Raw genomic sequence first — 13501 nt, 5'->3', positions numbered from 1 at the left:
ATGGGAACCGGAGGTATTAGAGGCGTCGGACTACCCGGCTCAGCAAATCCGCAAGACGCGGCTCCGCGGCGCGGCCCTCTGCGAGCACCTCCTCGTGGCTGAGCGGGTCGCCCATGCCCGCGGCGGGGTTGGTGATGAGGGAGAATCCCAGAATCTCCATCCCGGCCTCGCGTGCGGCGATGGCCTCAAGGGTGGTCGACATGCCGACGATCTGACCACCAATGGTTCGCAGGTAGTGGATCTCTGCCGGAGTTTCGTAGTGCGGACCCGGCAACTGCACGTAGATACCCTCCTGCAGTGCGGGCTCGGTGGTGCGTGCAATGTCGCGCAGGCGCGGTGTGTACAGATCGGTGAGATCGGTGAAGTTGGCACCCTCTAGTGGCGACGTCGCGGTGAGGTTGAGGTGATCACTGATGAGTACGGCCTCGCCAGCGCGGAAAGCGGGATCCACACCGCCCGCGCCGTTGGTGAGGATCATGATGCTTGCCCCTGCCGCGGCCGCCGTGCGCACGCCGTGCACCACGGCCCGCACACCCTTGCCCTCGTAGAGGTGGGTGCGCGCCCCGATAATGAGGGCGTGTTTGCCGCTCTCAAGGCGGATCGAACGCAAGGTTCCCGAGTGACCGGGCACCCCGGACGTGTGAAACCCGGGCACCTGCTCGGCGGGCACGACGGCGACGGTCTCGCCGATCATGTCGGCAGCTTTACCCCAACCGCTTCCGAGGGTCAGTGCGATGTCGTGCCGCTCCACCCCGGTCAACTCTGCGATCGTGTCGGCGGCCTGCTGGGCGAGGGCGTGCGGATCCTGCGTTTCAGTCATGCGGATAGTTTAGGGTGCTTGCGGGGTGTTGCACCTGATCTCTTGGTGGTACACTTTCCACATGCCCACCACGTTGCCGAGATTTCAAGTGACCGAGACGCCCGAGGTCGCTCGGGCGCTTGAGGTTGCTCGAATGACCTGGCCCGATCTGCGAAACTCTGAGCGTGTGAGGCAGCTGCTACTGAGGGGCGCGCACTCGATCGAAGAGGAGCGTCAGCAGAGGCAGAGCGGTGCAGCGAAGCGTCGCGAGGCGGCCCTGGAGGCCTTCGCTGGGAGCCTGAGCGACACCTACGGGGCGGACTACCTTGAGCAGCTTCGAGAGGATTGGCCTGAGTGATCGTGCTCGACGCGAGTGTGCTGATTGCGCTCGGAAACACGAATGATGTACACCACCTGCGTGCGCGTGAGTTTTTCATGGCCCATTTAAGTGACGATCTACTATTGCACCCTCTCACGAAAGCCGAGGTGCTGTTGGGGCCCGCGCGACGTGGGTTAGCAGATTTCAAGGCGCGCGAGCTTGCCGCGATGGGCATCGAAGAGTGGGTACCGACGGAGGGGTCGGGGCTTCGTCTCGCGGAGATTCGAGCGGCAACCGGTCTGAAAATGCCCGACTGTTGCGTGCTTGATGCCGCGATCGCCACGGGCTCGCAACTTGTGACCTTCGACGACGCGCTCAGTAACGCTGCAGCGCGTTTTGGCCTGTCACTGCTGCTGTCTGCGGTGTGAGCGCTCTTCGCTCCCACCTGCCCTGTGCTGCCCTGACCTAATTTTTCCAGGGCAGCTATGTAGCCGTGCACCCTTTGCTGTCGAGTGCACCCGATATTCAGGGTGCACAAGGGGTGCTCACGGCGGTATTGGGTGCACGGACTCCTGCCTGCCGGCGGTCCGATCCTTCGTTCACAGACGGAGAGTTAACGGCAAAGTCACCGAGTTATTCACAATGCCCATATATCGGCCCCAGACGGATGCTTCTCAGAGACGATGGGTAGATGCTTTCAACCCGAGTGATCTCCGAGGCCCAGGCGCAACTGCGAACTTACGGCCAGCTGCGGGCGTCCGGCCTGAACCGGCGAGGCGTTGAACGTGCACTGGCCGATGGCCTTCTGCGAAGAGTGTCGCGCGACAGCTATGTCGACGCAGAATACTGGCGCCAAACGACCTCCGAAATTCGTCACCTGATACAAATGCTTGCGGCGCTTGCCCGAGCCGAAAAACCGCCAGTGTTTTCCCATCACTCAGCAGCGATTCTGCATCGTCTTCCACTGTTCCAATTTCGAGATGAACCACTGCACATGACGGCATTGCAGGGGCCGCGGGTGAACAGCAAAGGCAAAATTGTTCGCCATATAGGGCGGCTCGAAGCGGATGACCTGATTCAAATCGGCCCGTTCCTGTGTACCTCACTGATGCGGACGGCAGTGGATGTTGCCAGGGTTGCTTCACTGGAAGTTGGCCTTGGAAGTATGGATGCGGCGCTGCGTCGGGACGGCAAGAGTATGCAACGACAACGTGACTGGCTCCGAGCGGCGCAGCAGCATGTCTCAAAAGTGAAAGGTATGCGCGGGAACGCGGCGGCCCGAACAGTTCTCGCGCGGGCCAATGGCAGCGCAGAGTCGGTGGCTGAAAGCGTGAGCAGACTGTACTTGGAAGACTTCGGGTTTGATGTGGCGACACAGGTGGCTGTGCGCTCACCATACGGTGGGCGGCCCTACAGGGTCGATTTTGAGTTGTTTGGTCTTGGTGTCTTCGGTGAGGTTGACGGGGTTGTGAAGTACACGGACCCCGAAATGACACGCGGGAAAACCGCGAACCAACTCGTTATCGAAGAGAAACAGCGGGAAGACTGGATCCGAGGTGTGACGAGCTATCGAATGATCCGTTGGGGCATGCCCCACTTACGCACGCGGGGTGTGTTTCGCGACAGACTTATCTCGTTTGGGATCGCGATCCCTGTTCGCCGTAGACCCGTCTCCAGCCTATCCACGCACCCCTCGTTGCCCAGTGCACCCAAAGATCGCGGTACCTAGGGGTGCATTCGGCAATACCGGGTGCGTGGGGCGAGTGCGAGTGCGAGTGCGCCGAAGCGGCAAGGGCAAGGCCGGTGCCGGCACCCCTCCCAACTAACCCCGCAGCACCCGGTACCCGCGGCGGGCATCGAAGCCGTGGATCTCTCTCGTGTCGAGCACAGCCATAAAGTCGAGCACCTCGGATGTAATGACCTGGCCAGGAACCAGCACCGGGAATCCGGGTGGGTAGGGGGTCACGAATCCGGCAGAGATAGGCTTCTCGCCAGCCCGCACGCGCTCGCGCAGCACCTCGGGTGAGACATGCTCGACGGTGCCGCGACGCTGTCCATTGAAGAACGCCGCCCGCAGATCCCCGTCGGGCAGGGAGGCATCGGTCGCGTAGCCGGGCGCAAACGCGCTGAAATCGGGTAGGGGTGGAGACTCCACAGAAGACTCAAACGGCAGCTCGGGATCACGCTGCGCCTGCTCCTCTTCAAAACGATCGGCGAGCTTGACGAGCACCTCGATGAGGTACGCGACCGCACTGCGCGAGGTGCCGATATTGGTCATAAACAGCACCGTGTTGCGGCTCGTTTTGTTGACCTGGATGCCATAGCGATCCATCAGGTGCTCGTGCTTGAAGGTGTCGCCGTCGACGCCAGTGCGACTGATCTCGATGGTGATACGCGAGGGGTCCACCACGAACTCGTCGTGTGCCCACGCCTGCCACATGCTCGTGAGGCCGTCACGCAACGGCATGGGGCGGCCGACCCCGCGGTGCTCGGCGGGCACGAGGTCGTGCGCGGTCAAAACCCTAAACGTGCGACGCAGCAGCGGGTGGCGCGCGATCGCCTGGGCAAGGCTCGTGGCGAGATCGAGCTGCCTTTGCACGAGTTCGAAGCCCTCAAGCTCCACCTGGCGGCGGCCAATGTCGAGGGACGAGAGGATCTGGTAGTTCGGTGAGGTCGAGGTGTGTGTCATGTACGCCTCGTGGAAGGACTCTTCCGCCTCGCGCACCCAATCTTGGTCGTAGACGTGGATCATTGATCCCTGACGCAATGCCGTCAGCGTCTTGTGCGTCGACTGCGTTGCATACACACGAATCCGAGCATCAGGCGAGGGGATCAGTCGCTCGTTCAACCAGGCTGCGTCGGGGGCGGGATCGCCGTCCGCTCCGAAGAGCCGTGACTGCTGAGCGCGGTAGGCCGCCGCGTGGGTCCCGGACTTGAGGCGCTCTTCCAGGCGCTTTGCTGCCGACATCGCGGTGCGGCGGCGAGTGACCGGGTGGAACGCGGCAAACGCAAACCAGGCTTCGTCCCAGAGAAAGACAAGGTCGGGCTTGATCGCGAGGCACTCGGCCATCACACGCTCGGGATCGTAAACTATGCCGTCAAACGTGCAGTTGGTCAGCGTGATCATGCGTACCTCATCGAGGCGGCCCGCAGCGCGGTAGTCGAGCAGCATCTGCTTGATCCGACTGATCGGCACGGCACCGTAGAACGCAAAATCGTTCAGCGGGTATGCCTCGAGGTAGGCAGGCCTTGCGCCTGTCAACATGACGGCGTGGTGGTGTGATTTGTGGCAGTTACGATCCACCATCACCACATCGTTCGGGGCGACGAGCGCCTGGTGCACGATCTTGTTGGCTGTTGAGGTGCCGTTCGTTACGAAGAACGTGTGTTTCGCACCGTATGCACGCGCGGCAAGATCCTGAGCCTTCTTGATGGTGCCGACCGGCGCGAGTAGCGAATCGAGACCGCCCGAGGTCGCCGAGGTTTCGGCGAGCAGCAGGTTCAAACCGTAGAACGTCTCAAGATCCTTGATCCACTTGGACGATACGACTGATCCACCACGCGCCACTGGCAGTGCATGGAAGACCCCGACGGGGCGCCGCGCGTGATCCTGAATCGCGCTGAAAAACGGGGTGTCGTAGAGGTGCGAGACGCGTCGAAGCAGCGTGAGGTGAAGCTCCAGTTGATCCTCGCGCCTGAACACACGACGGAAGCGGCGGGTCAGTGCCCCGGCAAGCTCTTCGATGTGTGCGCCTGCCATGAGATACAGGTCGAGTTCGGGGCGGATCGCGGCGAGTGTATCGGCGATCCCGAGCACCCGCTGCACGGAGGCGAGCGAACTGCGAGCCGGTGCAATCGTGTTGGTGTTCTCTGAATCTGTGCGGGCGAGACCGATGGCCTCTTTGAGGTCTTTGCTGAGGCTCTGTCGGGTGCGGTCGCTGAAGCCCGGGCGCACGACGCAGGCGAGAATGTTGGGATTGGTGAGAACGGCGGCAACGGCGTCGTCGGCAGAGGGCACGATGACGTACTCGTAGATAAAGTCATCGGCCGGATTGCGCAGGCGCAGCGCTTCCGCGCGCATCGTGTCGCGGTCAGCAGCGGTGGTCTCGTCGATGACGAGCACCTCGAAGCGGGTGCGGGGATCGCCGTCGCCGCTGGTCTCGAGACGATCGAGTTCATCGATGAATTCTTCGCGAGGCTCCTCGGGCACCGTGTCGCCGCGCAGCCGGTTGACGACCCGTCCAATGCGGTCGAGCGCGGTGACGTAGTCGCCTGCTTCGAGCAGGTCTGTAATCCCAGTCACGTATCGCTGGCCGAAGCCTGCCCAGTACATCTCGATGGTCTCAAGCGAGCGCAGTGAGCGGTAGATCTCGCTATCTGGGGTGAGCGTGTCGGTGTCGTCGTTGCCGAGTGCGAGACGCTTCACGCCGAATCGCAGGTACTCCCAAGCATCGCTGCGGAGACGCCAGGTGCTCGATGGCATGCCGGGATCGCGCTCAAGTACACTGCCTGAGTCGGCTTGCGTCGCGCGAGGTTCCGGGATGCTGTCGGAAATCGAACCGGTGCCCCGAAATTCCTCTGTAAGTGTTTCGTGAGCGGAGTCGATCCTCGTCATTGACGACAGTCCTTCCAACATCGGCGTTTATTGGTGTTGCGTTGAGTTCTGATTGTCGATCATACGTCGTTTCAAATGCCGGGTCGGGTACGTTGCGATTTACGACTGAGTCGGAGGGGCTGCTTTCGTGAGTATCTTCGCTCCAAGCGGGCCCGCGAACAGCGACACAGGGGTGGCAACGGCGACGGCGATCAAGAAACTGCGAAGGTAGATCGTGCCGAACTCGGGATTATCGAAGCCCACATTCACGGCGAGCATGACGAGGGTCAGCGGCACAGAGATGATGATCGACACGATCAGGGCGTGCAGAAGTTGGTACACAGATTTGTTCACGGTTGGTCCTATGGGTTTTGAAGCGGGATCGGCGGCTCGTGTCGTATGGCCCGCTGGTCCTCGCGGGTGCTACCTGCATCATGAACGAACGCCTGAGGGTGCGGGGTATTCCCCGCGTGACCCTGCGATACTGATCGAACGCCGAGAGTTCACCCGATGTAACTTAGGATGCCCTAAAATAGTGGCGTGCAGGCATTCGAATCAGACGGCTCAGAGATCACCTCGGTCGTCGACCCCGACGGGATTGATTGCGTGCTGGCCGCCGGAGACGCGGCCGATCTCGACGAGATTCGTGAGTGGTTGCAGCTGTTGCCCGACACCGCCTATGGGCAGGTTTTTGTTGAGGTCAGTGATCGCGCCCAGATTGAGCCACTGCCGCTACCTGTAAACGTCGCTGCAACGTGGTTGTTTGTAGGAGGCGGGGACCCTGGTGTTGCGCTGGAAACAGCCGTCGACGCCTGGTTCGACGAGTGGTTATGGCCTGACAGCGGTGTGGACCGCAACTTCCACCTCTGGACGGGGGCTCGCGAAAATGCTGTCATGCAGGGCTATTGGCATAGTTTCGACCGTCGGTTGAAGAAGCGGCTGCCCCGATTCTGTGACCCGAACTGTGTGCGGGACTGCTTCGGTTCTTCTGATTAAGCGGACGCTAGCTGAGTCGTGGCCAGCGTAAGCTTGTAGTCATGGCCAAGTCGTATGAACGCAAGCATCGGATCGTTGTGCTCGGAGGTGGCCCTGGTGGCTACGAGGCGGCTCTCGCTGGTGCACAGCAAGGAGCAGATGTCACGCTGATCGAGCGGGCCGGTGTTGGCGGAGCAGCGGTGCTCACCGATGTGGTGCCCTCGAAGAGCCTGATTGGCACGGCGGGCGCCGTGCAGGCGGTCCGTGATTCCGGACGGCTCGGCGTGCAAGCCTTTGTTCCCGGGGAGACGGAAAGCCCGTGCGCCCCGAGATTGCGGTCAACCTTGCAGCGGTCAATAAGCGTCTGCTCGCGATGGCCGGTGCGCAGTCGCACGACATGCTGCAGAGCCTCGAAGCTGCCGGTGTGCACGTTGTACAAGGCGAGGGGCGGCTTGACGGTGTCGGTGCCGTGCTCGTTTCGACCTCCGCCGGATCCGGTGGCACCGACTTCGATCGCATCGAGGCCGACACGATAGTGCTGGCTGTGGGCGCGAGCCCTCGCGAACTCGACTCGGCAAAACCCGATGGTGAGCGGATCCTGAACTGGAAACAGCTATACGATCTGCCCGCAATTCCAGAGCATCTCGTTGTGGTGGGCTCGGGAGTGACCGGGGCGGAATTCGCCAATGCCTACCGCACCCTCGGTGCAGAGGTGACACTCGTGTCGAGTCGTGATCAGGTGCTGCCGGGCGAGGATCCCGACGCCGCCGCTGTTATTGAGCGTGAATTTGCGCGGCTCGGCATGAACGTGATGTCGAAGTCCCGCGCCGAGTCGGTCACCCGCACGGAGAATGGGGTCATTGTTGCACTTGAAGATGGCCGAACCGTCGAAGGTTCGCACTGTCTCATGGCGGTGGGGTCGATCCCGAACACGGCCAACCTTGGGCTTGAAGAAGCCGGTGTGCAGCTCACCGAAAGCGGCCACATTCGCGTGAATAAGGTGGCCCGCACGGCGATCCCCTCGATTTATGCGGCAGGTGACTGCACGGACTTCTATCCGCTCGCTTCGGTTGCTGCGATGCAGGGGCGTACCGCGATAATGCACGCGCTGGGCGATTTCGTGCGACCGATCGACCTGCGCAACGTTGCAGCTAACGTCTTTACGTACCCCGAGATCGCGACGGTCGGGTGGAACGCCCGCAGTCTTGCAGAGGCTCGCGACGTGGCGCAGGCGATCGAGCACACGATCCCGCTCAGCTTGAACCCGCGCGCGAAGATGATCGGGTTCACCGATGGTTTCGTGAAACTGTTTGCTTGGAAGGCCTCCGGCACCGTGATCGGCGGCGTGATTGTTGCGCACCGCGCGAGTGAACTCATTTTTCCGCTAGCGCTCGCCGTTGAGCACCGGCTGACCGTCGACCAGGTTGCGTCGGCGTTTGCGGTCTACCCGTCAATGACTGGCGCGATTACTGATGCGGCGCGAGCGCTGCACCAGCACTAGAGCGTGGGAACGGGTGGGGTCGACCGTCTCAAGCGGTCGAGTGAAACTGGTGTGCCCCAAGGGTATGTTGGCCGCGAGAGAAGAGGAACAAATGATGTTGAGCGAACGAGTGCGCACGGCTTCAAAGCGCGGGATCCGCGGCGGGATCGCAGGAGTCATGGTGCTGGGCTTGGTTCTGGGCCTATCAGGGTGCGCCTCGGGCAAGCCCGAACCTGTGCCGTCTGACGACAGTGCAAAGCCCGTCGTTACGGTGCGCGCGATCGACAACAAGTTTGAGCCGGCTGACGTGGAGATCGAAAAAGGCCAGGCCGTTCGCTGGGTCTTCGAGGGCACGAATCAGCACGACGTGGTCTCTGACGACGGCAGTTTTGTGAGTGAGCTCGTCTATGACGGCAGCTACACGCACGTGTTCAAGGACGAGGGTGATTTTCGCTACATCTGCTCGATTCACCCCGAGATGGTCGGCAACGTGAAGGTGAAGTAGCCGGGCGGTTCCTGAACGCCCTTACTCAACTCCCACCCACCCCTCCGAATCCGCCCGACTTTGTGCGCTTAAAACCCGGTCTTAAGTGCACAAAGTCGGGCGGATTCTGCTTTCCGAAGATAGCTGAGGCGGAAGACAATCTTGCAGATTGCACACTACTGCGCAATCCGTAGTAGTGTGGTGTGCGGAACAGGGGTTAATTTGGATACCACGCAACTTCTTAAGGGAGTGCTTGATGCCGCAGTTCTCGCGGTGATCAGTCAGGAAGACGGTTACGGCTATGACGTTGTGCGCCGTTTGCGCGCCGCCGGTCTCGATCATGTCGGTGACGCCTCGGTGTATGGAACGCTCCGGCGGCTCTTCTCGGCAGGGTCACTCTCGACCTATGTTGTTGCCTCCGACGGCGGACCAAACCGCAAGTACTACGCGATTACCCCGCAAGGACACGAGGTGCTCGCTGCACAGCGCCTCGATTGGGCTGCGTTTAGTCGCTCGCTCTCATCGTTGCTCAACGGAGTGGATCGCCCCAAAACTCTCGCGGATACTGAACTGCAATTCGATCCCATTCCAGCAACCGACCACTCAGCCAACCCCAGTCTGACCGGAGCCACAAAATGACAACCAAAACCCAGAACAGCACCAGCACTGCCGCCGGTGCAACTGAAGAATCAATTCAAGCCTTCGCCGATCGCGTGCGTGCCGCGCTGCGGGATCTCCCTGAGAGTGATGTCGTTGAGCTCACTGAGGGCTGGAAGCTTCGCTCGCTGAACAGGCAGCGGACTCAAACCCAGGGGCGACGCTGCCCCACGAAGGCGATGCGGACGCCTACGCCGCAGAGCTTCGTGAGGCCGCAGGGTTGCCGGCAGCTGGGACGGTTATTGGCAAATCTGGTGAGAAGCAGCCTTCAGTGCTTGATGTGTTGGCAGGCCGTCTGAGTGCGACGCGCGACGCGGCCGTTGGAGCAATCCGATCGAAGCCAAAGCTGTCAGGGTTGTTGGATGTTGTGCTTGCGCTGCAGCCCATCTGGTGGGTGGTGCGTGCGTGGTTGACGTTTAAGATACTGGGGACCTTCGTTCCCGGCCCTTACTCCGTCGATTTCTATGACATCTTTCCAGACGGTCCTCTCGACTGGGTTGCTCTGATAACTATCACCTTGGTGAGTGTGCAGTGGGGGCGCGGCAAGTGGATGCCGTGGCGGTGGTTACCCCAGCTGCGCTCGATTGGTAGTGCGGTCCTGTTTGTGATCGCGCTCGTCATCGCCCCACCGTGATCCCTCAGCTGGGTGGTGGCAGTTATGACCAGGGGTACCAAAACGCCATAGAGGATAATGGTGGCTGGAATACAAACGCAGAAGCCCCGGGGAATGGTGTTCCCGGGATGTGGGTGAACGGTCAACTTGCGAGCAACCTATTCGCATTTGATGCAGACGGGAATTTGCTGCAGGACGTTCAGTTGTTTGACCAGGATGGGCGACCAGTTGTGACGGTGATGGATCCTACAAAGAACTCGACCGCAGACAACGTGCCCAGTTATGTAGGTGACCAATTGCTGCTGGCACCACGACCAACTAACGGTGGCCAGTATGCATGGAACGTGTTTCCCCTCAGAACGCTTCCAGCTGATGCTATTGATCAATCGAATGGGCCCAACGGGGTCGTGGATTTTTCGAAGGCGAAGCCGACCGCGCCACCGAGGAAGGATCACCGTCTACCCGCTGGCACCACTCGAGAAGCAGGCCGTGCAAGCTGACGGGACCGAGTCTTCGAAGTCGCCGTCGTCGTAGGGGCTTAGCGGTTTGAATCTCTGAGCAGAGCACATGAAACCTGCGAATGGGCCACGTTCCTGGACTGTATGGCATCGGGAAAGTGGCCCACTCGTAGGTTTGGTGTGATCTGTACCGCGGGTCTGGCCGGGCCGGATCGAGCAAGGCCGTCGAGCAGCGGGACGGCTTACCCCCGCTCAAACACCGCCACAGTCTCAAAGTGGTGGGTGTGCGGGAAGATATCGAAGGCGCGCAGTCCCGTGAGTTCGTAACCAGCGTCGCGCAGGGTGCGCGTGTCGCGGGCGAGAGCCACAGGATCGCAGGCCACGTAGACGATGTTCGCCGGTGACAGCTCGATCAGTTGGGCAGTGACGTCGCCGCCAGCACCGGATCGTGGCGGATCGAGCACCACGGTGCCACGGCGCATGCGATCTCGAACAGGTGCTGTCGCCTTCAACAAGTCTGCCAGGTGGCGATCCACTCGTGCGGTGACGGCGAGTGCGCCCACGAGCTCGGCGAGGTTCTCGGCAGCGTCATCGGTGGCACCGGCATCTGACTCGACGGTCGTAACGCGAATCGTGGGGCCAGCGGCCTCGGCCATCGCTGCAGCAAGAAGCCCGACACCACCATAGAGGTCGAGATTGCTCGCCGTTGCATCGAAGCGTTCTGCGTCGATGAGATCTTGAACAGCGTCGCGCACGGCGGTGAAGAGCACTGTGGGAGCCTCGCGGTGCACCTGCCAGAATCCGCCTGCGCGCACGAGGAAGCCACGATCCTCGACCAGCTCACGCACTACGTCGTCGGCACCAGCGCGTTTCTTTTCGCCGGGGAGCCCGAGGAGCATGCGGGGATCATCGGCAGCAGGATCGATGAGGTCGACGGTTGCAACGTCGATGATGCTGTCTGTGAGTGGAGCGATCTGATTGATGCCCTCGCTCGCGAGTGGCAGCGACGCAACTGGCACAACGCGACGGCTGCGAGCGGCGTAGGGGCCGACCGCGCCGGTCTCTGCATCGACGTGCAGGCGCACACGGGTGCGGTAGCCGAGCCCGTTGGTCTCATCGTCACCGGGTGCCGGTTCGACGAGGTCTGCGAGCGCATCCGCAAGATCCTCGCCCTCTTCGCTCGCGAGTTCAACCCCGCCGAAGCGCTTCATGGCTTCGGCAAGCACCTCGGCCTTGAGCGAGCGCTGGCGTTCAAGAGCGATGTGCCCGAACTCTGCACCGCCCGCGCGTTCCTCGGGCGTGCGCTCAACAGCTGCCTCGGTCCACACGTGTGGGCGACGATCCGGAGACGCATCAAGCACTTCGACCACGGCGGCCCGCGCAAACGACTTCTTGCGGGCCTCAGTCACGCGTGCAAGCACGCGTTCGCCGGGGATGGCATCTGCCACGAACACCACGCGCCCGTCGTGCCGCGCGACGCACACGCCGCCGTGGGCGATTCCGGTGACTTCGAGTTCAATTTCGTCACCGATGGTAAGGGGCGCGGTGGTGCGGGTTTCAGACATGCTGACCATTCTCCCATTGCTTTTGCGGGTCTAGGATCAGAACATGGAACAAGCAGCGGTTCTCGTGCGAGATCTCAAGGTGCGGCGCGGGCGCAAGACTGTGTTTGATGGCATCGGGTTTGAGATCCCGCGTGGTGAGGTGACAGGAATGCTGGGGCCCTCTGGCTGTGGCAAAACCACGCTGCTTCGCGCGATCGTTGGTGTGCAGTCCGGAGCGCAGGGTGAGCTGCGCGTGCTGGGTGAGGTCGCGGGATCACGCTCGCTGCGCACCCGGGTCGCCTACGCGACGCAGGCGGCCTCCGTCTACGACGATCTCTCGGTGCGGCAGAACCTCGCGTTCTTCGCGCGGGCACTCGGTGCACCAAAGGGCGACGAGGATCGCGTGATCGATCTCGTTGGGCTGCGCGATCAAGCCAAACAGCGCGTTGAGGCTCTGAGCGGTGGACAGCGCAACCGGGTGTCGCTGGCGGCTGCTCTATTGGGATCACCGGAACTCATCGTGCTTGACGAGCCGACTGTGGGGTTGGACCCGGTGCTCCGGGCCGAACTCTGGGCGCTGTTTCGAAAGCTCGCGAGCGTGGGGGCGACTTTGATCGTGAGTAGTCATGTGATGGAAGAAGCGCTGCGCTGCGATCGCTTGCTCCTGCTGCGCGAGGGCCAGATTGTCGCCGACACTACGCCGACGGATCTGCTGGAGTCGACCGGCGAGCGCGATCCCGAGGCGGCCTTTCTTGCCGTGATCGCCGGGGCAGGAACGGGCCATTCACCCTCGGGTCGCCCACGCCATGCAGGGGAGGTGGCACAGTGAGCCCGAAACGCACTCTTGCTGTCGCTGGACGTGTGCTGAGGCAACTTTCGCATGATCCTCGCTCCATTGCGCTTTTGCTACTTGCGCCGAGTTTGTTAGTGGGTCTGTTTGCGTGGCTGTTTAGCGATCAAGAAGGCACCTTTGATCAGTTTGGCGGGCCGATCCTTGCTCTCTTCCCCTTCATTTTGATGTTCATCATTACCTCGGTCACGACGCTGCGTGAGCGGCGGTCTGGCACACTCGAACGGTTGATGTCGACGCCACTTGGCAAGGGCGATTTCATTGTGGGATACGGGATCGCGTTCGGGCTGGCGGCGACAGTGCAGGCGATTATTACCGTGACGTTCGCGGTGGTTGTGTGTGGGCTTCAGGTAACCGGCCCAGTATGGCAATTGGGTGCGGTCGCCGTGCTCGACGCACTTCTTGGCACCGCGCTGGGGCTGCTTGCGAGCGCGTTCGCGCGGACCGAGTTTCAGGCTGTGCAGTTTATGCCGATCGTTGTGTTCCCCCAAATTATTCTGGGCGGACTGTTTATGCCGCGCGACCAGATGCCCGACGTGCTGCACGCCATCTCAAACTGGCTGCCGTTGAGTTATGTAATTGACGCGGTGACAGCCGTGACCGATGGTACTGAGGGGTGGGACCTCGGGCGCCCGCTGATTATTATTGCTTCAGTGACGGTGGTCGCAATGGTACTCGCTGCGGCAACCCTGCGGCGACGGTCGCCCTAGATTTCTGCCATAGAATCG

General features: G+C 61.6%; 14 protein-coding genes and 1 pseudogene. 11 read left to right on the top strand and 4 right to left on the bottom strand.

Features of this window, described 5'->3' with window-relative positions; genetic code table 11:
• Positions 1 to 16: 16 nt before the first annotated feature.
• Positions 17 to 820, bottom strand: a complete 804-nt coding sequence (locus G7066_RS13840) for a purine-nucleoside phosphorylase (protein ID WP_166331633.1) — start codon at positions 818 to 820, stop codon at positions 17 to 19.
• Positions 821 to 881: 61 nt separating this feature from the next.
• Between G7066_RS13840 and G7066_RS13835 the strand changes: the two genes are divergently transcribed.
• The 3 genes from G7066_RS13835 to G7066_RS13825 all read left to right on the top strand — a co-directional run bounded on the left by G7066_RS13835 (position 882) and on the right by G7066_RS13825 (position 2847).
• Positions 882 to 1157, top strand: a complete 276-nt coding sequence (locus G7066_RS13835; RefSeq protein ID WP_166331632.1) for a hypothetical protein — start codon at positions 882 to 884, stop codon at positions 1155 to 1157.
• A complete protein-coding gene (locus tag G7066_RS13830) occupies positions 1154 to 1546 on the top strand; it encodes a type II toxin-antitoxin system VapC family toxin (RefSeq protein ID WP_166331631.1) in 393 nt (130 codons plus the stop codon). Before G7066_RS13835 ends, G7066_RS13830 begins: the two co-directional genes overlap by 4 nt.
• 263 nt (positions 1547 to 1809) lie before the next feature.
• Entirely contained in the window at positions 1810 to 2847 is a 1038-nt protein-coding gene (locus tag G7066_RS13825) for a hypothetical protein (RefSeq protein ID WP_166331630.1), read from the top strand.
• Between the two features lie 93 nt (positions 2848 to 2940).
• On the opposite strand, the gene G7066_RS13820 is transcribed toward G7066_RS13825, so the two are convergent.
• Positions 2941 to 5601: an aminotransferase class I/II-fold pyridoxal phosphate-dependent enzyme gene (locus G7066_RS13820; protein WP_425280776.1), complete on the bottom strand. Its 2661-nt coding sequence runs from the start codon at positions 5599 to 5601 to the stop codon at positions 2941 to 2943.
• Between the two features lie 231 nt (positions 5602 to 5832).
• Entirely contained in the window at positions 5833 to 6066 is a 234-nt protein-coding gene (locus G7066_RS13815; RefSeq protein WP_166331628.1) for a DUF2798 domain-containing protein, read from the bottom strand.
• Between the two features lie 186 nt (positions 6067 to 6252).
• Here G7066_RS13815 and G7066_RS13810 point away from each other — a divergent pair, with 186 nt between their 5' ends.
• The 6 genes and pseudogenes from G7066_RS13810 to G7066_RS13785 all read left to right on the top strand — a co-directional run bounded on the left by G7066_RS13810 (position 6253) and on the right by G7066_RS13785 (position 10421).
• On the top strand, positions 6253 to 6708 hold the full coding sequence (locus G7066_RS13810; RefSeq protein ID WP_166331627.1) for an SIP domain-containing protein: 456 nt from the start codon (positions 6253 to 6255) through the stop codon (positions 6706 to 6708).
• A 41-nt stretch (positions 6709 to 6749) separates the two neighbouring features.
• Positions 6750 to 8188, top strand: a pseudogene (locus G7066_RS13805) (NAD(P)H-quinone dehydrogenase).
• 91 nt (positions 8189 to 8279) lie between these two features.
• Positions 8280 to 8672 (top strand): cupredoxin domain-containing protein, encoded by a 393-nt coding sequence (locus G7066_RS13800; RefSeq protein WP_166331626.1) that lies wholly within the window; start codon positions 8280 to 8282, stop codon positions 8670 to 8672.
• Positions 8673 to 8873: 201 nt separating this feature from the next.
• Positions 8874 to 9290: a PadR family transcriptional regulator gene (locus G7066_RS13795; RefSeq protein WP_166331625.1), complete on the top strand. Its 417-nt coding sequence runs from the start codon at positions 8874 to 8876 to the stop codon at positions 9288 to 9290.
• 289 nt (positions 9291 to 9579) lie between these two features.
• Positions 9580 to 9942 carry a hypothetical protein gene (locus G7066_RS13790; RefSeq protein WP_166331624.1) on the top strand — a complete coding sequence of 121 codons (363 nt, stop codon included), beginning with the start codon at positions 9580 to 9582 and terminating at the stop codon, positions 9940 to 9942.
• Positions 9939 to 10421, top strand: coding sequence for a hypothetical protein (locus G7066_RS13785; RefSeq protein ID WP_166331623.1), 483 nt, complete (start codon positions 9939 to 9941; stop codon positions 10419 to 10421). Before G7066_RS13790 ends, G7066_RS13785 begins: the two co-directional genes overlap by 4 nt.
• A 200-nt stretch (positions 10422 to 10621) precedes the next feature.
• Here G7066_RS13785 and G7066_RS13780 read toward each other — a convergent pair whose 3' ends face one another.
• Positions 10622 to 11953 (bottom strand): class I SAM-dependent RNA methyltransferase, encoded by a 1332-nt coding sequence (locus G7066_RS13780; RefSeq protein ID WP_425280735.1) that lies wholly within the window; start codon positions 11951 to 11953, stop codon positions 10622 to 10624.
• Positions 11954 to 11987: 34 nt separating this feature from the next.
• Here G7066_RS13780 and G7066_RS13775 point away from each other — a divergent pair, with 34 nt between their 5' ends.
• The gene (locus tag G7066_RS13775; RefSeq protein ID WP_166331621.1) at positions 11988 to 12752 is read left to right on the top strand and encodes an ABC transporter ATP-binding protein; all 765 of its coding nucleotides are present in this window, start codon (positions 11988 to 11990) and stop codon (positions 12750 to 12752) included.
• A complete protein-coding gene (locus G7066_RS13770) occupies positions 12749 to 13483 on the top strand; it encodes an ABC transporter permease (protein WP_166331620.1) in 735 nt (244 codons plus the stop codon). The genes G7066_RS13775 and G7066_RS13770 overlap by 4 nt, the downstream gene beginning before the upstream one ends.
• Positions 13484 to 13501 lie beyond the last annotated feature (18 nt).

The organism is Leucobacter coleopterorum (assembly GCF_011382985.1).
GTDB classification, from domain to species: Bacteria; Actinomycetota; Actinomycetes; order Actinomycetales; family Microbacteriaceae; genus Leucobacter; species Leucobacter coleopterorum.
This window is presented reverse-complemented; position numbering and strand designations above follow the sequence as displayed.